The following is a 23,661-nucleotide window of genomic DNA, read 5'->3' as shown; positions in this document are numbered from 1 at the left end:
GCTTATTATAAGCCCGGCACAAAGACCGGGATAGACGTGAAACTACTGGATTAAGGGAAAATAATGCAGAATAGCGTGATGAAGGCATGGCTCGAGTCTTCACATTTAGCTGGCGCTAATGCAACGTACGTAGAAGAACTCTACGAACTCTATCTCAGTGACCCGGAAATCGTTAGTGACGAATGGCGAGAAGTTTTTGATGCGCTGCCAGTAAATCAAGCTGGCACAGCAGAGCAAGCTCATACTCCTGTTCGTGATTATTTCCGTCGTCTTGCGAAAGAAACCAAGCAATTTAGCGCTCAAGTTAACGATCCAGACGTAGATGCTAAGCAAGTTAAGGTATTGCAACTTATCAATGCATACCGTTTCCGTGGGCATCAAAATGCAAATCTCGATCCATTAGGTTTGCAAATTCATGAATATGTTGCTGAATTAGAACCAGCATTTCATAACTTAACCGATGAAGATTTCTCAGAAACGTTCAACGTTGGCTCTTTTGCTTCAGGGCAAGAGACAATGAAACTTTCTGATTTGTATGATGCATTACGCAGTACTTATTGCGGTTCTGTTGGTGCAGAATATATGCATATTACTAATACAGAAGAAAAACGTTGGATCCAACAACGTCTAGAATCTGTAGCAGGTAAGCCATCTTTTACTTCTCAAGAAAAACTTACATTCCTAGAGGAACTCACGGCTGCTGAAGGCCTTGAACGTTATCTTGGTGCTAAGTTCCCTGGAGCGAAACGTTTCTCACTGGAAGGTGGCGATGCCATGGTTCCTATGGTGAAAGAGTTAATTCGTCATGCGGGTTCATGTGGTGGTAGAGAAGTTGTCATTGGCATGGCTCACCGTGGCCGTTTAAATATGCTAATTAACGTACTTGGTAAAAAGCCACAAGATTTATTCGATGAATTTGCTGGTAAGCATGGCGATTCATGGGGTACAGGTGATGTTAAGTACCACCAAGGTTTCTCTTCTGACTTCGCAACGCCGGGTGGAGATGTGCATTTAGCATTGGCTTTCAACCCATCTCACTTAGAAATTGTAAACCCAGTAGTTATTGGTTCGGTTCGTGCTCGCCAAGATCGTTTAAACGATAAAGCGGGTGATAAAGTAATCCCTATCACTATTCATGGTGACTCTGCTATTGCAGGGCAAGGCGTGGTCGCTGAGACATTTAATATGTCACAAGCTCGTGCGTTCTATGTGGGTGGTACGATTCGAATCGTTGTGAATAACCAAGTTGGTTTTACTACATCAAATCCGAAAGATACTCGTTCAACTCAATATTGTACTGATATTGCAAAAATGGTTCAGGCTCCAATATTCCATGTGAATGCAGATGATCCTGAAGCCGTTGCTTTTGTAACACGAATTGCATTGGATTACAGAAATGAATTCAAACGTGATGTAGTGATTGATTTAGTGTGTTATCGCCGCCATGGTCATAATGAAGCTGATGAGCCAAATGCAACGCAACCATTGATGTATCAAAAAATCAAAAAACACCCAACGCCACGTAAATTGTATGCGGACACATTAATTGAGCGCCAAGATCTTGAGTTAGAGACGGCCACTCAACTTATTAATGAGTACCGAGATGCACTTGATCATGGTGAAGTTGTGGTGAAAGAGTGGCGTCCAATGAAACTACATAATGTAGATTGGTCACCATTTATTGGTCATGATTGGAATATGGAATGGGACAACGAATTCAATAAAGAGCGCTTAGTTGAGCTTGGCCAGCGAATTTGCCAATACCCAGAAAGCCATAAATTACACAGCCGAGTAAATAAGTTATACAACGATCGTATGTCAATGATTGCTGGAGAAAAAGCAATTGATTGGGGTATGGCTGAAACATTAGCTTATGCGACGCTTGTTGATGAAGGTAAGCGCATTCGTATTACTGGCCAAGATTCTGGTCGTGGTACTTTCTTCCATCGTCACGCAGTATTACATAATCAATCTGATGCAAGTACATACGTACCGCTATCAAATGTTCATGATAAACAAGGTCCATTTGAAGTTCATGATTCTGTTCTATCAGAAGCTGCTGTATTAGCGTTTGAGTATGGTTATGCAACAGCAGAGCCGAGTGGCTTAACGATTTGGGAAGCGCAATTTGGTGATTTTGCTAACTGTGCCCAAGTTGTTGTGGATCAGTTCATTTCTTCAGGTGAGCAAAAGTGGGGTCGTATGTGTGGTCTAACTATGCTGCTACCACATGGTTATGAAGGTCAAGGTCCTGAGCACTCTTCTGCACGTTTAGAGCGTTATTTACAGCTTTGTGCTGAACAGAATATGCAAGTGGTTGTGCCATCAACACCGGCGCAAGTTTATCACATGTTACGTCGTCAAGTGGTTCGCCCTATGCGTCGTCCATTAGTGGTAATGTCACCTAAATCTTTACTACGTCATCCATTATGTACATCAACACTTGAAGAGCTTGCTGAGGGTAACTTCCAGTCAGCAATTCCAGAGATTGATGCGTTAGATCCTAAACAAGTCAAACGAGTTGTTTTCTGTTCTGGTAAGGTTTATTTCGATCTTCTGGAACAACGTCGAACGAATGAACAGAATGACATTGCAATTGTTCGTATTGAACAACTGTACCCATTCCCTAAAGAAGACGTAGAAGCAGCAATAGCTGAATATACAAATGTTGTTGATTATGTTTGGTGTCAAGAAGAACCTCAAAACCAAGGTGCTTGGTATTCAAGCCAACATAACTTCCGCTCAGCATTACCTGATGGTGCGATTCTACATTACGCAGGACGCCCAGCATCTGCTTCGCCAGCAGTAGGTTATATGTCGGTGCACGTGAAACAACAAAAAGCGTTAGTAGAAGACGCTCTGACCCTAGATAAGAACTAGAAAGTATAGGAAAACGGATATGACAATCGAAATTCTGGTTCCAGATTTACCTGAATCTGTAGCAGACGCTACTGTAGCAACATGGCATAAACAACCTGGTGATGCAGTTGAGCGTGATGAAATACTTGTAGACATTGAAACGGATAAAGTAGTTCTTGAAGTACCAGCTCCTGAAGCGGGTGTACTAGAAGCTATTTTAGAAGATGAAGGTGCAACGGTTCTTTCTAAGCAACTTCTTGCGCGTATTAAGCCAGGTGTTGTTGTTGGTGAGCCAACGACTGATGTAACAACGGCAACAGAATCATCTCCTGATAAACGTCATACAGCGTCTTTATCAGAAGAAAGCAATGATGCATTAAGCCCTGCGGTTCGTCGCCTATTAGGTGAACACGATATTGCTCCATCTGATGTTAAAGGCACCGGTGTTGGTGGTCGCATTACACGTGAAGATGTTGATGCACATATTGCTGCATTAAAAGCAGCACCAAAAGCAGAAAAAGCAGCAAATAAGCCAGCGGAAGCATTAGCTCATCGTAGCGAAAAACGTGTACCGATGACTCGTCTTCGTAAAACAGTAGCCAACCGTCTACTTGAAGCGAAGAACAGCACTGCGATGTTAACTACGTTTAATGAAGTAAACATGAAACCTATCATGGATCTTCGTAAGCAATATAAAGATCAATTTGAAGAGCGTCATGGCACACGTTTAGGCTTTATGTCTTTCTATGTGAAAGCGGTAACAGAAGCATTGAAGCGTTACCCAGAAGTGAATGCGTCAATTGATGGTGATGATATCGTTTATCATAACTACTTTGATATTAGTATGGCCGTTTCAACTCCTCGTGGGTTAGTTACTCCTGTATTGAAAGATTGCGATACGCTTGGATTTGCTGATATTGAAAAAGGCATTAAAGAGCTAGCAATTAAAGGTCGTGACGGTAAATTAGCAGTAGAAGATTTAATGGGCGGAAACTTTACCATTACTAATGGTGGCGTATTTGGTTCATTAATGTCGACTCCTATTATTAATCCACCTCAAGCTGCAATTTTAGGTATGCATAAAATCCAAGATCGTCCGATGGCGGTTGACGGCAAGGTAGAAATTTTACCAATGATGTACTTAGCATTGTCTTACGATCACCGTTTAATTGATGGTCGTGAATCAGTAGGTTTCTTAGTAACTATTAAAGAGTTACTTGAAGATCCTGCTCGTTTATTGCTAGATGTTTAAATATAACGTTTAGTAACAAACAAAGGCTGCCATGCTCACGGCAGCCTCTTATTCAACTTCATTATTGGATAAAAAATAGAAAGAGACCTTAGAGCCTCTTAGGACATTAAAAATTCCCATAAAAGGGAATAACATAAAATGGATAGAACATAATGAACTTACATGAATATCAAGCAAAGCAGCTCTTTGCAGAATTTGGCCTTCCTGTACCCGAGGGTTATGCTTGCGATACACCTCAAGAAGCTTTTGAAGCTGCAGGCCGTATTAGCACGGCGAAAAAAGTAGTTAAGTGTCAAGTACACGCTGGTGGCCGTGGTAAAGCGGGCGGTGTTGAACTGCATGACACAAAAGAAGGTGTTAAAGAATTTGCACAAAAATGGCTAGGTAAAAATCTAGTTACTTTCCAAACTGATGCCAACGGCCAACCTGTATCAAAAATTTTAGTTGAAGAAGCATCAAATATTGCCAATGAATTGTACTTAGGTGCAGTTGTTGATCGTGCATCACAGCGTATTGTCTTTATGGCATCGACTGAAGGTGGCGTTGATATTGAAAAAATTGCTGAAGAGACCCCTGAACTGATTCATAAAGCGGCGATCGATCCTCTTGTTGGCCCTCAAGCATATCAAGGTCGTGAACTTGCATTCAAATTGGGTTTAGAAGGCGATCAAATTAAGCAATTCGTTAAAATCTTCATGGGCCTAGGTAACATGTTTGCTCAGTACGACTTAGCGCTTCTTGAAATCAACCCATTAGTGGTTACTGCTGAAGGTAGCCTTCTATGTCTTGACGGCAAAATCAACATTGATTCAAATGCGATGTACCGTCAACCTAAGCTTCGTGAAATGCACGATCCATCTCAAGAAGATGAGCGTGAAGCGCATGCTGCTCAGTGGGAATTAAACTACGTAGCACTTGATGGCAGCATTGGCTGTATGGTTAACGGCGCGGGTCTTGCGATGGGTACGATGGATATCGTAAATCTACACGGTGGCCAACCCGCTAACTTCCTTGATGTAGGTGGTGGTGCAACAAAAGAGCGTGTAACTGAAGCGTTCAAAATTATTTTATCAGACAGTAATGTTAAAGCGGTTCTAGTAAACATCTTTGGTGGTATTGTTCGTTGTGATCTAATTGCAGATGGCATCATTGGTGCTGTTGAAGAAGTGGGTGTTGAAGTTCCTGTTGTTGTTCGCCTTGAAGGTAACAACGCACCACTAGGTTCACAAAAACTGGCTGAAAGTGGCCTAAATATCATTGCGGCTACTTCATTAACTGAAGCGGCTGAAAAAGTTGTTGCTGCAGCGGAGGGCAAATAATGTCTGTACTAATTAATAAAGATACAAAAGTTATCTGCCAAGGTTTTACTGGTGGTCAAGGTACGTTCCACTCAGAGCAAGCCATTGATTACGGAACACAAATGGTTGGTGGTGTATCACCAGGCAAAGGTGGTCAAGTTCATCTAGGGCTTCCTGTTTTTAATACGGTTCGTGATGCAGTTGAAGCAACTGGTGCAACTGCGTCGGTTATCTATGTACCTGCACCTTTCTGTAAAGATGCCATCCTTGAAGCAATCGATGCTGGCATTAAGCTGATTGTTACTATTACTGAAGGGATTCCAACGCTTGATCTTCTAGATGTAAAAGTTCGTCTAGACGCAGAAGGTGTAGTTATGATCGGTCCTAACTGTCCGGGTGTTATTACGCCTGACGAATGTAAGATTGGTATCATGCCGGGTCACATCCATAAGAAAGGTAAAGTAGGTATTGTTTCTCGCTCTGGTACATTAACGTATGAAGCGGTTAAGCAGACAACAGACGAAGGCTTTGGCCAATCAACGTGTGTTGGTATTGGTGGTGATCCAATTCCGGGTTCAAACTTTATTGATATTCTAAAACTGTTCCAAGAAGATCCAGAAACAGAAGCTATCGTCATGATTGGTGAGATCGGTGGTACAGCAGAAGAAGAAGCGGCTGCATATATTAAAGCAAATGTAACTAAACCTGTGGTTTCTTATATTGCAGGTGTTACTGCGCCTCCTGGTAAACGTATGGGTCATGCTGGTGCCATTATCTCTGGTGGTAAAGGTACGGCAGAAGATAAATTTGCAGCACTAGAAGAAGCGGGAGTTAAGACTGTAAAAAGTCTTGCAGACATTGGTAAAGCACTAAGAGAAGTGACTGGTTGGTAATAAGTTAAACCAATACATGAATAACTCAAAAGCCATTTATAGAAATATGAATGGCTTTTTTAATATGTGACATTATGAAATGTTTGGTTACATTTGGTGTGATGAAAAAGAGTACAGGATTTATATAACTATTTGATAAGATTCGGCGCTTTTTCTTTCTATGACTCTTATTTATATTACTCAAAGAATGAATAGCATGACGATTAATGGTTATTTTTATTTGAGACCTTTTATGCAATTTAATACAAAATCTAAGTATTTTATTATCTATTTGATTTTTTCTGCAGCAATGTTTGGCTCCATCATTATGGGTGCATACAATGTAAGATTTACATTAGAAACCAATAATGTAACACGTTTAGAAAACCTACTAACCAACGCAAAAAATACCATTGCAACATTAGAAGAAAAAGCCGCTTCAGGAGAGTTGACAGAAATTGAAGCGAAGCGTCTCGCAAGTGAATTAATGCAAAGTTATGCATATTCAGATAATGAATATATTTGGATGACAGATGAAAAGTTAAACTTTTTAGCTGCGCCATTAGACCCTCAAATTATAGGTAAGCATTTCTCTGATATCGTAAGTAAAGAAGCTGAAACACATATCATTAATAACTTAACTGTAGCAGGGCAAGTTATTACTTATTCATGGTTTACTACTCGTGAAAATGTCACAACAGAAGTGAAATCAATAGCAGTAAAAACAAAATTCTGGAATTGGTATTTAGGTAGTGGTGTTCAAGAGAAGAAAGTAAACGATACGTTTAAAGCATTCTTGTTTGAAGGGCTAACTATTGGTGTCGTTGTTAATCTATTCATTGGATTAGTAATGTTTTTTGCAGTAAGAAAATACAACAAAACCTTAGGAAATGAGCCTGATGTCATTCTTAATGTTATTGACCGTATTTCACGCGGTGACCTAAGTCACTTACCTGAAAAATCTATTGAAAATGTTGGTATTTATGGCCGAATTCTTGATATGGCCTCAAATATCAAAGAGTTAGTTAATGATATAACGGTATTAACAAAAGAATTAAGTGATTCATCTCATCATCTATCTTCTTCATCGCAAACAATGAATGTTAATGTGAAAACACAAACAGAACAGTTGGAACAAGCTGCTGTTGCAACAGATCAAATTGTTGTTAGTGTTAATGAAGTAACGAAAAGTGCTGTTCAAGCGACAGATTCAGCTTTGACCGTAAATAGTACATCAGCAGATTGCATTAGCACTATCGGTGATATGAATAATGATATGCAACAACTGGCTGGAAATATTAAAGGTGTGGCTGGAGTTATCGGTAATTTACAAGTTGAAACCGAAAATATTGGTAGTATTTTAGATGTAATTAGAGGTATTGCTGATCAAACAAACTTACTGGCATTAAATGCTGCGATTGAAGCTGCACGTGCCGGTGAAAGTGGTCGTGGTTTTGCTGTCGTCGCGGATGAAGTTCGTTTACTTGCGAGTCGGACTCAAGATAGCACAGCTCAAATATCTGAAATGATTGCAGGTTTACAAGATGAAGCTGTTAAATCAGTGAACTTAATGCAAAGTAATTCAGATGAAGCACATACAATAGCTGAAAAGACGGTAGTTGCTCAAAATACGGTGAATTCTATTTTTGAATCGGTTTCTGTAATACAAACTATGAACAGTCAAATATCAGCATCGACAGAAGAACAGTTAGTGGCAACGACGAACGTAAATCAGCTTATAACTGATATTAATATGTTTGCAAAAGATAATTTAACGGATGTAGAGTCAACAGCACAACAAGCTGAAAAACTCGGTTCTATGGCCGATGATTTAACAAGTATTGTGAATCGATTTAAATTGTAAAAATAAAAAGAGCAAGGCGATTTCGTCTTGCTCTTTTTGTATTGATTTCAATCAGAATGAACCGTTGGTCAAATTTTTATGTAGGTTGGTATATGTTAACCTTTTACTTTTTTTAACTGACTGATCATAAATATCGCAGCACCAGAAACAACGACTGACGGACCGGCAGGGGTATCATAGTGCCAAGATAAGGCCAGTCCAGCCATCACTGCTATGCAACCGAATATAGACGCGAATATAACCATTTGTTCAGGTGAACGAGAAAATCGACGAGCGGTAGCGGCAGGAATAATCAATAAAGAAGTAATAATTAACGCCCCCACAAACTTCATCGCAATCGCAATAACTAATCCAACCATTAACATTAAGACTAAACGCATTAATTCAACGTTAACCCCCTCAACTTGAGCTAACTCTTCACTGATTGTTGAAGAGAGTAATGGTTTCCAAACAATAAAAATCAAACCTAATATAATGATGACGCCTGAATAGATATATAAAAGGTCATCATAAGTTACGGCTAAAAGGTCACCAAACAAATATGACATTAAATCCACACGAACATTATCTAAAAAGCTAACAGCAACTAAACCCAGAGAAAGTGAACTATGAGCTAAAATGCCCAATAGGGTATCAGTAGCGACAAGACGTTGTTTTTGTAATGTCACCAGTAATAGAGCAATAGCAATACAACAAATAACCAGAGCTAAATTTAGATTGATATCAAATAAGAAACCTAAAGAGAGGCCGAGTAAAGAGGCATGAGCTAATGTATCACCAAAATAAGCCATTTTACGCCAAACAACGAATGAACCTAATGGACCTGCCAATAAAGCAATGCCTAACCCAGCGAGTAGAGCAGGAAGTAAAAACTCAATCATTGGTGTGCCTTTTTATTTTTGCTGCAGCAGGAACCATCACTTGGTTCTCCAGAAAGATCATGATTGTGATGATGTTCATGATGATAAAACGCAAGTTGTTGATCACGTTGTTGTCCAAATAAGGCAATATACTTCGGGTGTTTTGAAATAGATTCTGGAGCCCCAGAACAACAAATATGGTGTTGAAGACAAATAACTTCATCCGTTTTAGCCATCACTAAATGTAAGTCGTGCGACACCATAAATACGGCACAGTTGAAACGATGACGGATGGATTCAATCAATGCATATAAACTGATTTGTCCTTGTACATCGACACCTTGTGCTGGTTCATCTAAAACGAGTAAATCAGGGCGCTGTAATAATGCGCGCGCTAATAACACACGTTGTGATTCTCCGCCAGAGAGTTTATGCATATTGGAATTTAAAAGATGCTCTGCTTCCACTAACTTTAAAGCACTAAGATGCTCTTGTTGGCTGTACCTCCCTGCTAGTTTTAAAAAACCATGAACTGATAATGGAAGTGAATCATTTAAATGCAATTTTTGCGGAACATAGCCAATACGGAGTTTTTTTTCTTTTTTTATTGTCCCACTTGTTGGTTTTTGTAATCCAAGAATGGTTTTTACTAATGTCGATTTCCCGGCACCATTTGGACCAATCAAAGTGATGATCTTATTTGATTCAATAGAAAGAGAGACATTATCGATGACATGACGGCCATCAAAGACAACACAAACATCTTGTAAAGTGAGTAAAGTAGTCATTTTTAAATAAGAGTCGTTTGCAATTAGTAAGTGTTATAATGTAACATTTTAAAAATCCAATCGCTATCACATTTTTTAAGAGACGAAAATGACGAAAAGAATTCAATTCATATTGCTGTGTGTTTGTACTTTTTGGGGAGTAAATGCACAAGCAATGAACGTACTATCTTCAGTAAAGCCGATTAATCTCATTGTACAAGAGTTAACAACAGGTGTAGCGACATCGTCATATTTAGTTCCAAGCGGCGCATCGCCTCATGATTACGCATTACGTCCATCGGATATGAAAAAAATTAAGGACGCCGATACCATAGTTTGGTACGGAAATGATCTTGAACCTTTTCTTAGTAAAGTATTAGAAAATAAAAGCAACGTCATTACAGTAAGTCAGTTTCCTTCTGTTGAGTTTTATCATTTTGATCACCATGATGAAGAAGAACATGCTCATGATGGTGGCCATCATCATAATACAGACCCACATTTTTGGTTAGGTCCAAAAGAAACTTTAGGCGTCGCAAAAGAGATAACCAAGCAACTGATTAAAATTGATCCATTGAATAAAGATCAATATGAGTCTAACCTTGCACAGTTTGAAAGAAAGTTAACACAGGTAGTGAAAACGATTTCAACTCAATTAGCCCCAGTAAAAAGCAAAGGTTACTTTGTTTTTCATGATGCATATGGCTATTTTGAGCGTTATTTTGACATGAATAACTTAGGGCACTTTACGGTGAGTCCGGATAGAAAACCGGGTGCAAAAACATTGATAAAAATAAAAAAATCACTTGTTTCTCAACAAGCAGTATGTGTTTTTTCTGAACCTCAATTTGAACCTGCTATCGTGACAACGATAACTCGCGGTACAGACGTTCACAAAGGAGAATTAGATCCTTTAGCCATACAGCAAGATGAAGTTCCGGGTGCTTATTTTAATTTTTTATTAACCATCAGTAACGAGCTAGAAAGTTGTCTAAATCAATGAAGTATAAAGAAGTATTAGCAGCTCGAATTAATTCACTATCGAAAAGGCATAAGCTTGTTTTAATGTCTTTGTCTCTTTTTACGGTAGTCGTTTTTATTTGGGAGCCGACACACAGTATTAGTCAAAGTATTTCGGACCAATCTCGAAGCACAGTGACATTGTCGAGTGAAAATTTACAAGCATTAGCAGATCAGAACAGTGAACCGGTCGAAACAATTTTTGATCCTAATGATCCTGAGTTTAATGCACCTAAAGATGAATTAGATAAGCATATTACTGCAGAAGATATAGTGCATTCTCATACGGTTGATGCTGGTGAGACTCTAGGTGCTATTTTTAATCAATACGCATTATCTATCTCGGATATGTACGCATTACTTGATGTAAATAAATCAGCTGCAAATATGCGTGTTGGTGTCGATCTTGAGTGGCAGCAAGATGAAAATGGTAAATTAACTGAGTTAAAAATCCATCGAAACATCAAAGATACAGATGTGTATGCTTGGAATGGTGAAAAATATACCTTCACTCAAATTGAAGAAAAGGGTGAGATAAAACCAGTCTTTCTTTCAGGTAGAGTGACAAGTAATTTTTATAACTCAGCACGTTCGGCAGGGCTAACTCCTGGTCAAATTCAAACGCTTGCTAAACAGTTACAGTGGAAATTTGATTTTGGTAAAGAAGCTCGTAAAGGCGACCGATTTGCGGTTGAAATTGATAAAGAGTTTATCGATGGAAAAGCGGTTTCGTCTGGTGATGTAAAAGCCGTGCTATACAAAAATGCAGGCCGTGACATTACATTAATTAAACATACTGATGGACATTTTTATGATGTTCAAGGACGTAGTTTGAACAGAGCTTTAGAGCGTTATCCAACTCATCAACGCTTTAGAATCAGTTCGTCATTTAACCCGTATCGTAAGCACCCTGTAACAGGAAGAATTTCACCTCATAATGGCACCGACTTTGCTGCACCAGTAGGTACGTCTGTGTATGCAACGGGTGATGGCGTGGTTGTAAGAGCATTACACCATCCATTGGCTGGTAATTATATTATTATTAAACATGGTCGTGAGTATATGACACGTTACCTTCATTTAAGTAAGATCTTAGTGAAGAAAGGACAAAAAGTGTCAATGGGAGATAAGATAGCGCTAAGTGGTAATACTGGCCGTTCAACTGGGCCGCACTTACACTATGAGCTAATTAAAAATGGTCGAGCGGTTAATGCTATGAAGGTACCTTTACCTCAGGCATCTCCAGTGAAAAGTGATGAACGCGCACGCTTTAAGCAGCAAGCTAAGTTAACGATTGAAGCTCTGCAAGAGCAGGTTTAACTGTTCAGATAAACTTACTTATATAAAGCCCTGCATATATTAATATGACAGGGCTTTTTTATATCCTTTGCCTATGCATTGATTGCTATATAGTCGGAGTTTTTCTATCATGTTTATATTCCGTTCTCTTTTCATTCTAAGGCAAGTAGATGCTTTTCTTCAGAATACTTACTGTAAGTATTTTTCTCTTCTTCTCTACTTTCACTTTATCGCAATCTGAAAGCTCAATTTTTTATCCTATGCCAATTCATACTGATGGTCAGTACATAACCGCTCAGCAACTATTTATGAGAGAAGACGGTGCTGTGTGGATGTATGACATCTATGGGCAACTTCATCTATTTGATGGCGAAAATATTTTTACTATAGGTGAGAAGAGCGATAGAACCTTGCCAAGGAAAATAGCGTATTTTAATGGAGAGTTTTGGTTTATTAAAAAAGGAAGTATTTACGCTTGGTCTAAAAAAACAGGAATGAACGAAGTCTATAAGATGCCAAAAGGGACTAGCATCATAGAAATGAATCAGCAGGATGGTATGTTCTGGGGGAACGATACCGATAGCTTTTTTGTTTATGATCCAAAGAAAAAGCGTTATTACTCATCTAATATCAATGAAGTAAATACCAGTGCTATTTTAGATGAAATTACGATAACTGGTGCAATACATGTTGATAATCGCTGGCTCGTTTCTACATCAGAGGGGGTTTTCGAATTTGATATAGCAACAGAAAGCTATACTCCTCTTTATCTTGGACAATATATAGATGCCATTTTTTACTCTAAATATACTGATAGGATATTTTTAGGGACTCATGGCAGTATTTGGTCATCGGAACTTCATGATCATGAATTAATTATTAATAAAAAAATATTAATAAATTCATCATTACTTTCATTTTCAGAAACGGAAAGCTACTTTTGGTTTGGAACGAGTAATGGCTTATATAAATGGAATATTTTAAATAACAAAATAGATCATTTTACGGCAGTTGTTCGTGATGACTACTCTTTAGAAGGTAATAAGGTTTACTCCGTCATAGCAGATCATAATAATGGTCTTTGGGTCGCTACTGATAATGGTGTGAGTTATTATTCGGACAGCAACCGATTATTTTCGCGTTTACGCTATAAAGACGTAAATGGATTATTGAATATAAGTGAGATTAATGCGATTACTCAAACATCAGAAAATGATGCGTGGTTAGGCACATCTTCAGGTTTATTATTGATAAATACGGATAACTTATATCAACCTACCGTTACTATAAGTAAACATTCGATCAATGATCTTACTCATGGTGAGCAGTTTGTATGGGCGGCAACGGATAAAGGTATTCTGCAAGTCGATCCACAGTTAAAAAATACCTATATACCTAAAGGTCTTAAACCCGTTGAAGATGAAAGTATCGATCATTTACTATTAAGTAATGACGGGATGTTATGGTTTTCCAGTTCTTATGGGTTATATAAGTACGATATTCATCAAGATAAATTAGTTAACTTAGGTTTTTCTTGGGCTTTGGATCAAAAACACTCAATACAAATAACACACATCTATCAAAATAAGAATAGTCAAATATCCATAGGGACAAATGTCGGTTTATATCGCTATGAGAATGGGGCATTAACCTTTGATTATGCCTATGTTCATGCTGGCAGCATTTTAGATATGGTAGATACTGAATATGGAAACTCATGGATTGTCAGTAACTATGGTTTGCAGATCAGTAATAGTAACGGGATAAGAACGGATATCTCATTACCAACAGAATACACCACACCACATTGTGTATTATCCAGTGATAACGGTGTTTGGCTATCATCAAGTAAAGGGCTCTCTTTATATACTCACCGCGGACGAATCGTAAAGCATTTTGGAACTCAAAGTGGGCTTATTAATAATGAGTTACTTCCTGATCTTTGTTCAATATCCCCAAATGGCGTAATGCTATTTGCAAGTAAAGATGGTGTTATCGTTGCTCATGAACAGGAGTTAATTGAATACCATCGTCCAAAACCTCACGTAGTATTAGGTCAAATTAAAATTGATTCTGAAATTGTGAATTATGGAGGAGAGAAAAAGTTAACCAAGCAAGTTCCTTATGGGGCGAATATATCGTTTTTGTTTGGTGTGCTTCCTGAGTTCAATAACAAGTCGCTTTCTTTTCAATTGTTGGGCTCTAATGATGAAGCATGGCAAGATTTTGATGGTAGCTTATTAATCTTTGATTCGTTGCAATCTGGTAAATATGAATTGCGTATAAAACCGCGAAATAATGGTCAACGAAGAAGTCTTGTGACTGAGGTTGAGTTTTATGTTGAGGTCCCGTGGTTTTTTGCTCCTTGGTTTATCTTCTTTTTATTTAGTTTAGTGAGTGCAATCTTAATGGGCATTTACTATTGGCGCTCTAAAGAAATTAAGAAAAGTAATGAGAAGCTGAAAAAAAGTGTTGAAATTAAAACGAAGCAATTAAGCAATCAAGGTAAAGCATTAATATCAAGTAATCGACAATTACAAAAGCTTCTTACTGTTCGTCAGCATGTTATTTCTGAAATGGCAGAACAAGCTAGGCAGCCAATTAAAGACATTCAAGCGAATTTACAAAAGAAAGGGTTACTTACAAACCTTGCTCTGGCGAATCAATGTGAACACAGTTTGCAGTTATTAGAGCAACTAACTCATATTGAACCTTTTGTTACGTTGCAAAAGAATAAAAGAACCAATCAAGTTTTAGCTCCTTTACTTAGTGCGGCATTAAAAAGCTGGAAAGATGAATACCATACAAAAGGGGTTGATCTTGTACTTGAAGACAATTCACAAGGTGTTTCTATCTTTGTTCAACCACTATTGATTGACGCCATTTTTAATAATGTATTATTTAGCTTATTAAAACGAAGTCAATCAGGAGAGGTGGTAATGATACGTATTCAGTGTGATGGCACACGAGTAGCTGCTTACTTTTTGAGCGAAGGTGCAGAGATATCCGTCACTGAGTTAGATGAATTAGGAAGAGTGGATTTATCACAAACGATTGAAGTGATTAATCAAGCATTAGGCCTCCCTGCAGTTAAATTACTAACTGTTCAAAATGGTGGGCACTTTGAAATAGTTAAGAACATGTCCGGTTCTAATGAATTGCAATTTTCGTGGCCGATTGCTATCGATGAATTTATTACGCCTCAAGTACCAGAGGTTCATTCTAAAGATAAAGACAGTGATGAGCAGAAATTACATCAAGAATGGTTATTAAAAGTCTACCAACTTATTGAAGATAATTACTCTATCGCATCTTTTGGTACGAGTGCGGCAGCAAAAGCATTGTATATCTCGGAACGAAATCTACAACGAAAATTTAAGCAATTAACCCAGCGTTCCTTTATGGAGTACTTAATTGATACACGATTAGAAAAAGCATGTGAACTGCTTATCTCTGGTCAGAAAGTTGCCGACGCAGCTTTTGAATCTGGTTTTAATGACCCTTCTTATTTTAGTAAGCGTTTTAAGCGTCACTATGGTTTGTCACCAACACAGTTTGTGACTGAGAATGAAGAATAGTACGTAACTGAAACGATATAAGATATTTAAAAGAAAATAAGTGATGTATACGATCAAACTTGGTCGATAAATATAGGTAACGTGTTGAATGTTTGGGGTTCAATATGAGGTATTTAATCGGATGGGTATTTTCATAAAGAAAAAAAAGATCGTGACGTAGCCGGGGGGACTACGTCACGGGCGCCAAAGACGCCTTCGCTTGCTGCCGAAGTAACAAGATACTTCTTGTTACTTCTATTAGAATAAAAGTTGAGAGGTCTCCCTCTCGATGTAATTAACTATAATCGCCCCTTCTTTTTTTACATATCAAAATAACGACAATCTATTGGTACAAAAACGACATTCATATAATTTTATACTTATCTGTTTGTTTTTAAATGATATTTTTTTGTTTGTCGTTTTTGTTATGTTTTTAATTATTTTAACGTTATTTATTTATGGTATTAAATTGACGTAATTGACGTGGTTTTGGAAGCAATGTCATATATCTTATTTTACGATTAACAAAAGGGTATTTGATGTTTTTTGTCAATTTACTGAAAAAAATTGATTTAGCGCAAGAAAAAAGTAACTGTTAGTTATAAAATGAAACGAAATAATAATGATTCTCACTATCGTGGAGCTTGAGATGAACCTAGCGCAATTAGAGAGCGGCAAAAAAGCTGTAGTAACAGACATGTCTTTGTTACCAACCGACACAAGAAAAAAGTTAATGGTAATGGGCATGTTGCCTCATACTGAAATTGCGATTCTACGAAAAGCTCCAATGGGAGACCCATTACAGATTAGTGTTAGAGGCACTTCTCTGGCTATCCGAAAGAATCTAGCTGAACAAATTACAGTTAAGGAATTATAAAATGCAGTATCAAGTATTAACTGTAGGTAACCCAAATAGCGGTAAAACAACGCTATTTAATGGATTAACTGGTGCAAAGCAACAAGTAGGTAACTGGGCTGGTGTTACGGTTGAAAAGAAAACCGGTAAATATACTTGTTCTGGTGATGAGTTTTTACTCACTGACTTACCTGGTATCTATGCATTAGATAGTGGTAATGACGTAAACAGTCTGGATGAAACTATTGCATCACGAGCAGTGTTAACTCATGCCGCAGATGTGATTATTAATGTTGTTGATGCTTCATGTTTAGAACGTAGCTTATATATGACGCTACAACTTCGTGAGTTGGGTCGCCCAATGATCGTTGTTCTAAACAAAATGGACGTACTTAAACGTCAACGTCAAGTTTTAGACGTGAAAGGCTTAGAAAAAGTACTGGGTTGTCCGGTATTGTCTTTATCTGCAAATGACAAAACTCAAGTTCATAAATTTAAAGAAAAGCTACATAAGTCTATTGCTCAAGGCATTAAAATGATGCCACTTGAACTTACATATGGTGATGACGTTGAATCTGCAATTAAAGAAGCATCAGAACTATTTTCAAGTGAATATGCATCAAGTCGTTCTCTTGCGATTCGAGCACTAGAAAATGATGCGTTAGTGCTTAATACATTAGAAGCAGATAAGCGAAATCAAGTTGCTAACATTGCTAATGTACTAAATACAAATGTTGAAGCAGATTTCCATATTGCTGATTGCCGATACACTTTTTTACATCAATTATGTCAGCAATTGCGTCGTCAAGAAGGCCGATTAAGCCATAGTGTGAGTGAGAAAATTGACCAAGTTATTTTAAATAAATGGGTTGGTGTTCCTTTCTTCTTTTTTGTCATGTACTTAATGTTTATGTTCTCGATTAACATTGGTAGTGCATTTATTGATTTCTTCGATATCGGTGTTGGTGCTCTTCTTGTTGATGGTGGTCATTACTTACTAGATGGACATTTACCTGTTTGGTTAGTGACGTTAATTGCAGATGGTGTCGGTGGTGGTATCCAAACCGTAGCGACCTTCATTCCTGTTATTGCATGTCTATATTTGTTCCTTTCTTTACTAGAAAGCTCTGGTTATATGGCTCGTGCTGCATTTGTACTTGATAAAGTGATGCAAAAGATTGGATTACCAGGTAAAGCGTTTGTACCACTTGTACTTGGCTTTGGTTGTAACGTTCCAGCTATCATGGCTACTCGTACTCTAGAACAAGAGCGTGAGCGTAAATTGGCAGCATCAATGGCTCCATTTATGTCATGTGGTGCTCGTTTACCTGTGTATGCATTGTTTGCTGCAGCTTTCTTCCCAGAGAACGGTCAAAACGTTGTATTTGGTTTGTACTTTTTTGGTATTTTAGCTGCTGTCTTTACTGGTCTGTTACTGAAACATACGATTTATCCAGGGCGTAGTGATTCGTTTATCATGGAAATTCCAGATTACGAATTCCCAACAATGCGTAATATCATGATCAAAACATGGCAGAAACTAAAACGTTTTGTACTTGGTGCGGGTAAAACAATTGTTGTTGTTGTAACACTACTAAGCTTCTTCAACTCTTTAGGTATGGATGGCTCATTTGGTAACGAAGACAGTGAAAATTCAGTGTTATCAAAAGCCGCTCAAGTAGTTACACCTGTTCTTGCTCCTATTGGTATTAAAGAAGATAACTGGCCAGCAACAGTAGGCATCATCACTGGTATCTTTGCTAAAGAAGCGGTTGTTGGTACGTTAAATAGCTTGTATGCAGATCCTGCAAGCGATGATGCTGAATTTGACTTAATGGCAAGCTTAAATGAAGCGGTAATGTCTATCCCAGATAATCTATCAGGCTTAAGTTATTCAGATCCATTAGGTGTTGAAGTTGGTGATTTAACAGATATTCAAGCGGTAGCAGAAGAACAGGGTGTTGAAAACTCTATCTTCGGTAATCTACAAGCTCACTTTGTAACAAGTGCAAGTGCAATGGCATACTTAATCTTCATTCTGCTTTACACTCCATGTGTAGCCGCAATGGGGGCATATATGCGTGAATTTGGTCGTAAATACTCGTACTTTATTGCTGGATGGACAATGCTACTTGCTTATGTTTCTGCAACACTGTACTACCAAATTGCTCACTTCTCAGCAGCACCGATGACAAGTGCTATGTGGATAGCCATTTCACTTATTATTATGTTAGTGACTTACCTAGTACTAAAACGTAAAGGTCAAGAAGCTCAAGAACAGCAGGCAGCATTAGTATGATTTTAACCGAACTTAAGCAGTATATTGACGAACAAGGCCGTGTAGAGCGTATTGCATTAGCAAAGAAATTCAGCATGAGTGAAGATGGTGTTGATGCAATGCTTGAGCTTTGGGTAAAAAAAGGAAAACTAACTCGTGAACTCGCCGGATGTGAGAAAACACAATGTTGCCAAGAGGCAGAACGTGTGTGGTATCGCCCAGTGTATCAAAATGAGCTAATGACCACTTATATACGATAGTCGCTAAAGTTAGATTAAAGTGATAAATAAAAACGAGAGCCAATTGGTTCTCGTTTTTTTTATGGTTAAAAGGGGCAAGGGACTAGTAATTAGGGACGAGAGAAGATCAAAAGAGAGGTTATTGCTTCACTTACAATATCCGAGGGTTATTCTTAGTCCCTAGTCCCTAGTCCCTAGTCCCTAGTCCCTAGTCCCTGATTCATAACCACAAAAAAAGACACGCAATTTGCATCGCGTGTCTTCCTATTTTCATTAACTACACTCTATTACTAGAGCATTAAATTAGTTAATTACTTTTTCTTCAGCTTGTGCAGCTTGATCCGCTTGGATAGCTGTTAGTGCTACTGTGTATACGATATCGTCAACTAAAGCACCACGAGACAAGTCATTTACTGGCTTGCGCATGCCTTGAAGCATTGGACCGATAGATACTAGGTCAGCAGAACGTTGAACCGCTTTGTACGTTGTGTTACCAGTATTTAGGTCTGGGAATACAAATACAGTTGCTTTACCAGCTACAGGAGAGTTAGGTGCTTTAGAAGCAGCTACGTTTTCCATGATTGCAGCATCGTACTGTAGAGGACCGTCGATCATTAGATCAGGACGTTTCTCTTGAGCGATCTTAGTTGCTTCACGTACTTTATCAACGTCTGCACCCTTACCAGATTCACCAGTAGAGTAAGAGATCATTGCAACACGTGGGTCGATACCAAATGCCGCTGCAGAATCAGCAGATTGGATAGCGATTTCAGCAAGTTGTTCAGCTGTTGGATCTGGGTTGATCGCACAGTCACCGTATACAAGAACTTGATCAGGCAGAAGCATGAAGAAGATTGAAGATACGATAGAAGCATCTGGAGCTGTTTTGATGATTTGGAATGGAGGAACGATAGTGTTTGCTGTGGTATGAACCGCACCAGAAACAAGACCGTCAACTTCACCCGCTTCAAGCATCATAGTACCAAGGAATACTGAATCTTGTAGTTTTTCACGAGCCACAACTTCAGTCATGCCTTTCGCGCCACGTAGCTCAACTAAACGAGCAACGTAGTTTTCACGTACAGAATCAGAATCGATGATCTCAACGCCAGCACCAAGTTCAACACCTTGTTGCGCTGCAACACGACGGATTTCTTCAGGGTTACCTAAAAGAACACAAGTCGCGATACCACGCTCAGCACAGATAGCCGCAGCTTTAACTGTACGAGGCTCATCACCTTCAGGAAGAACGATACGTTTAGCCGCTTTACGAGCAAATTCAGTTAACTGGTAACGGAATGCTGGTGGGCTTAGACGACGGATACCTTCAGTACCTTCAGATAGAGAGTCAATCCAAGGGCCATCAATGTGGCTAGCAACGTGCTCATTAACAAACTCAATACGCTCTTTATCATCTGCAGGAACTTCAAGGCTGAAGCTTTGTAGATTTAGAGAAGTCTGCCAAGTGTTACCTTGCGCAGTGAAGATTGGAAGACCAGACTCTAGAGCAGGCTTACAAAGTTCAGCAATTGATTGAGGGATTTCGTAACCGCCAGTCAGTAAGATTGCGCCGATTTCTACGCCGTTCATTGCAGCAAGACATGCAGCAACGATAACGTCAGGACGGTCAGCAGAAGTTACTAATAGAGAACCTGGTTTGAAGTGCTCAATCATATGCGGTAGAGAACGTGCACAGAAAGTGATGCTCTTAATACGACGAGTCGCAATTTCACCTTCGTTGATGATTTCAGCATTTAAGTGCTTAGCCATGTCGATAGCACGAGTAGCAATTAGGTCTACTTTCCAAGGCACACAACCAAGAACACGAATAGGACTAGAGTTGAAGATTTGCATTACTTCAAGGTTAGTCTTAGTCGTTGCATCTGCATCATCAAAGATTTCAGATAGGTCAGGGCGAGTACGACCAGCTTCATCAACAGGAGCGTTTAGCTTGTTAATGATAACGCCAGCGATTTGTTTGTTCTTAGTGCCACCAAAGTTAGAACATGCTACTTCGATACGCTCTTTAAGTTGAGAAGGGTTATCTGTACCAGGAGTTGCTACAAACACAATCTCAGCACCCAGAGTTTTTGCGATTTCACCATTTAATTGGTTAGCAAATGGGTGTTTACGAGTAGGAACTAAACCTTCGATAAGCGTCACATCAGTGTCTTGACTGATAGACTTGTAACGCGCAACGATTTCTTCTAGAAGAACGTCAGACTGTTCGTTACGTAGCAGTTCTTCTGCACGAGAGATTGTAGTTGGTTCTGCTGCTTTGATATCGCTGCTGCTAGTCACGATTGAAGTAGTTAGATCAGGTTGATCACCACCGTGACGAGGCTGAGAGATTGGTTTGTAAAAAGAAACGCTTACGCCTTTACGTTCCATTGAACGTAATACACCCAAACTTGCGCTAGTTAGACCAACACCAGCACTGATTGGAACAAGCATAATAGTACGAGACATGGAAAATTCCTCTACACTATTGGGGCAAGAGACCTTATTGAAAAAATAAAGCCATAGAAAGAAAAAAGGCTAACCTAATGGCTAGCCTTTTAGGAGATATTACAGACCAGCTAGTTTAGCTGTGTCTTCTGCGATAACTAGCTCTTCGTTAGTAGAGATAACCATTGCAGGAATACGGCTGTTAGCAGTAGTGATAGTACCTTCACCACCGAAACGTGCTTTAAGGTTTGCTTCGCCATCAACTTCGATACCGAAGATACCTAGACGGTTAAGAACCATTTCACGGATTGGAGCAGAGTTTTCACCGATGCCGCCTGTGAAAGTGATTGCGTCTAAACGACCTTCTAGAGTTGCTGTGTAACCTGCAACGTATTTAGCTAGACGGTGACAGAATACGTCCATCGCACGTGTTGCTTCTTCTTTCTCACCGTAGTTGTCTTCAACGAAACGACAGTCAGAAGTTACTTGAGTTAGACCTTGTAGGCCAGACTCTTTAGTTAGCATGTTGTTGATTTGTTCAACAGAGTAACCTAGAGCGTCATGTAGGTGGAAAACGATAGCAGGATCGATATCACCACAACGAGTACCCATTACTAGACCTTCAAGAGGAGTAAGACCCATAGAAGTATCTACAGATTCACCGTTTTTAATTGCACATACAGATGCGCCGTTACCTAGGTGACAGTTAATGATGTTAACTTCTTCAACAGGTTTGTTTAGTAGGCCAGCAACTTCACGAGTGATGAACAGGTGAGAAGTACCGTGCATGCCGTAACGACGGATGCCGTGCTCTTTGTATAGGTTGTATGGAAGAGCGTATAGGTAAGACTCTTCAGGCATAGTTTGGTGGAACGCTGTGTCAAATACAGCAACGTTTTGAAGGCCTGGGAAGTTAGCTTTAGCTGCTTCGATACCGATGATGTGAGCTGGGTTATGAAGAGGTGCAAAAGTTGCAGCGTCTTGAATACCTTTAAGTACTTCGTCAGTGATAAGAGCTGACTTAGTGAATTGCTCACCACCGTGTACGATACGGTGACCGATAGCGCCAAGGTTAGCTTTAAGCTCTGGCTTAGATGCAAGGATAGTTTCTACCATAAATGATAGAGCTTCTACGTGTGCAGCGCCTGCACCTAGTTGAGCTTCGTGCTTGCCATCAAGTTTCCACTTCATACGAGCTTCAGGAAGACCAAGACACTCAGCAAGACCAGTTAAGTGCTCTGCACCAGATTCTGCGTCAACAACCGCAAATTTAAGAGAAGAACTACCGCAGTTTAAAACTAAAACCAGCTTAGACATGTATAAATACCTATTTATTCATCAGTAATTAAAGTTATGTCGTAATGACATATCACGACAAATGTAGTCGATTAATTGAAAACAACCACATTTATCCAAAAAAATTAGCTATCCTTAGTAAGAGCATTACAGCAGTCCTTGCCGATTTATCTACTTTTAGCTTATAGTAGAACTACAGCAAAAGATAAATCAGCGCATAGGATAACGATTGTGCGCTAAGATAACAAAAATATTTTAAGATAATATTAATTCTAATCAAGTTTATTCTGTATTTTTTTGAATGATTCAACTTTTGTTTAGAAGTCCAAGGGGGCAATATGAGTGAAAACGGTTTTTTATTCCGATTTCGAGATGGTCAAACCTATATGGATACTTGGCCTGAGCGAAAAGAGTTAGCTCCGATGTTCCCTGAGCAACGAGTGATTAAAGCAACTAAGTTCGCTGTTAAAGTTATGCCAGCGGTTGCGGTTATCAGCGTATTAACGCAAATGGTTTTTAATAATACTGCTGGGTTGCCACAAGCGATCATCATTGCATTGTTTGCGATTAGTATGCCATTACAGGGTTTTTGGTGGTTAGGTAATAGAGCGAATACAAAATTACCGCCAGCACTTGCGAGTTGGTATCGTGAGTTGTATCAAAAAATTATTGAATCAGGGGCTGCATTAGAGCCAATGAAGAGTCAGCCACGTTATAAAGAACTGGCGAATATTTTGAATAAAGCGTTTAAACAGTTAGACAAAACAGCTTTAGAACGTTGGTTTTAATATTTTCTTACACAAAGTATAGATAATAAAAAAAGGAGCTAAAATTAGCTCCTTTTTTGATCTTTAGCTATCAACAATCTGAATAAGTGAGTATTCAGATTGTTGAAA

16 protein-coding genes are annotated in these 23,661 nt (G+C 38.9%); 12 read left to right on the top strand and 4 right to left on the bottom strand.

The genetic code is table 11. The features are described 5' to 3' along the window. The first annotated feature begins 63 nt into the window (after positions 1–63). From sucA to GNP81_RS08915, 5 genes are all read left to right on the top strand, one after another. Positions 64–2,880: a 2-oxoglutarate dehydrogenase E1 component gene (sucA, locus tag GNP81_RS08935; RefSeq protein WP_005418305.1), complete on the top strand. Its 2,817-nt coding sequence runs from the start codon at positions 64–66 to the stop codon at positions 2,878–2,880. A gap of 19 nt (positions 2,881–2,899) precedes the next feature. Next, complete coding sequence (gene odhB / locus GNP81_RS08930) at positions 2,900–4,111, top strand: 2-oxoglutarate dehydrogenase complex dihydrolipoyllysine-residue succinyltransferase (RefSeq protein ID WP_155673405.1); 1,212 nt, start codon at positions 2,900–2,902, stop codon at positions 4,109–4,111. Between the two features lie 152 nt (positions 4,112–4,263). Further along, positions 4,264–5,430 carry an ADP-forming succinate--CoA ligase subunit beta gene (sucC, locus tag GNP81_RS08925; RefSeq protein WP_005418307.1) on the top strand — a complete coding sequence of 389 codons (1,167 nt, stop codon included), beginning with the start codon at positions 4,264–4,266 and terminating at the stop codon, positions 5,428–5,430. Then, a complete protein-coding gene (gene sucD / locus GNP81_RS08920) occupies positions 5,430–6,302 on the top strand; it encodes a succinate--CoA ligase subunit alpha (RefSeq protein WP_005418308.1) in 873 nt (290 codons plus the stop codon). The genes sucC and sucD overlap by 1 nt, the downstream gene beginning before the upstream one ends. Positions 6,303–6,534: 232 nt before the next feature. Next, positions 6,535–8,145, top strand: coding sequence for a methyl-accepting chemotaxis protein (locus GNP81_RS08915; protein WP_236798229.1), 1,611 nt, complete (start codon positions 6,535–6,537; stop codon positions 8,143–8,145). Positions 8,146–8,240: 95 nt separating this feature from the next. On the opposite strand, the gene znuB is transcribed toward GNP81_RS08915, so the two are convergent. Both znuB and znuC read right to left on the bottom strand, forming a co-directional pair. Then, a complete protein-coding gene (gene znuB, locus GNP81_RS08910; protein ID WP_155672130.1) occupies positions 8,241–9,026 on the bottom strand; it encodes a zinc ABC transporter permease subunit ZnuB in 786 nt (261 codons plus the stop codon). Continuing rightward, positions 9,023–9,793: a zinc ABC transporter ATP-binding protein ZnuC gene (gene znuC / locus GNP81_RS08905; protein ID WP_155673406.1), complete on the bottom strand. Its 771-nt coding sequence runs from the start codon at positions 9,791–9,793 to the stop codon at positions 9,023–9,025. The genes znuB and znuC overlap by 4 nt, the downstream gene beginning before the upstream one ends. 88 nt (positions 9,794–9,881) lie before the next feature. Here znuC and znuA point away from each other — a divergent pair, with 88 nt between their 5' ends. The 6 genes from znuA (at position 9,882) to GNP81_RS08875 (ending at position 19,042) form a co-directional block, all read left to right on the top strand. Continuing rightward, positions 9,882–10,775: a zinc ABC transporter substrate-binding protein ZnuA gene (znuA, locus tag GNP81_RS08900; protein WP_155672128.1), complete on the top strand. Its 894-nt coding sequence runs from the start codon at positions 9,882–9,884 to the stop codon at positions 10,773–10,775. Next, positions 10,772–12,112, top strand: coding sequence for a murein DD-endopeptidase MepM (mepM, locus tag GNP81_RS08895; RefSeq protein WP_155672127.1), 1,341 nt, complete (start codon positions 10,772–10,774; stop codon positions 12,110–12,112). Before znuA ends, mepM begins: the two co-directional genes overlap by 4 nt. A 149-nt stretch (positions 12,113–12,261) precedes the next feature. Further along, positions 12,262–15,669, top strand: coding sequence for an AraC family transcriptional regulator (locus GNP81_RS08890; RefSeq protein ID WP_155673407.1), 3,408 nt, complete (start codon positions 12,262–12,264; stop codon positions 15,667–15,669). Positions 15,670–16,297: 628 nt separating this feature from the next. After that, entirely contained in the window at positions 16,298–16,525 is a 228-nt protein-coding gene (locus tag GNP81_RS08885) for a FeoA family protein (RefSeq protein WP_005418316.1), read from the top strand. 1 nt (position 16,526) lies between these two features. After that, positions 16,527–18,803 (top strand): Fe(2+) transporter permease subunit FeoB, encoded by a 2,277-nt coding sequence (gene feoB, locus GNP81_RS08880; protein WP_155672125.1) that lies wholly within the window; start codon positions 16,527–16,529, stop codon positions 18,801–18,803. Next, positions 18,800–19,042, top strand: coding sequence for a FeoC-like transcriptional regulator (locus GNP81_RS08875; RefSeq protein WP_005418321.1), 243 nt, complete (start codon positions 18,800–18,802; stop codon positions 19,040–19,042). Before feoB ends, GNP81_RS08875 begins: the two co-directional genes overlap by 4 nt. Positions 19,043–19,324: 282 nt before the next feature. Here GNP81_RS08875 and pta read toward each other — a convergent pair whose 3' ends face one another. Together pta and GNP81_RS08865 are read right to left on the bottom strand one after the other, a co-directional pair. Then, positions 19,325–21,490, bottom strand: coding sequence for a phosphate acetyltransferase (pta, locus tag GNP81_RS08870; protein WP_005418323.1), 2,166 nt, complete (start codon positions 21,488–21,490; stop codon positions 19,325–19,327). A gap of 99 nt (positions 21,491–21,589) precedes the next feature. Continuing rightward, positions 21,590–22,786 (bottom strand): acetate kinase, encoded by a 1,197-nt coding sequence (locus tag GNP81_RS08865; protein WP_012533087.1) that lies wholly within the window; start codon positions 22,784–22,786, stop codon positions 21,590–21,592. Between the two features lie 317 nt (positions 22,787–23,103). Between GNP81_RS08865 and yfbV the strand changes: the two genes are divergently transcribed. Beyond that, entirely contained in the window at positions 23,104–23,553 is a 450-nt protein-coding gene (gene yfbV / locus GNP81_RS08860) for a terminus macrodomain insulation protein YfbV (protein ID WP_005418327.1), read from the top strand. Positions 23,554–23,661 lie beyond the last annotated feature (108 nt).

The sequence above is a fragment of the Aliivibrio fischeri genome, assembly GCF_009727955.1.
Classification (GTDB): Bacteria; Pseudomonadota; Gammaproteobacteria; order Enterobacterales; family Vibrionaceae; genus Aliivibrio; species Aliivibrio fischeri_A.
This window is presented reverse-complemented; position numbering and strand designations above follow the sequence as displayed.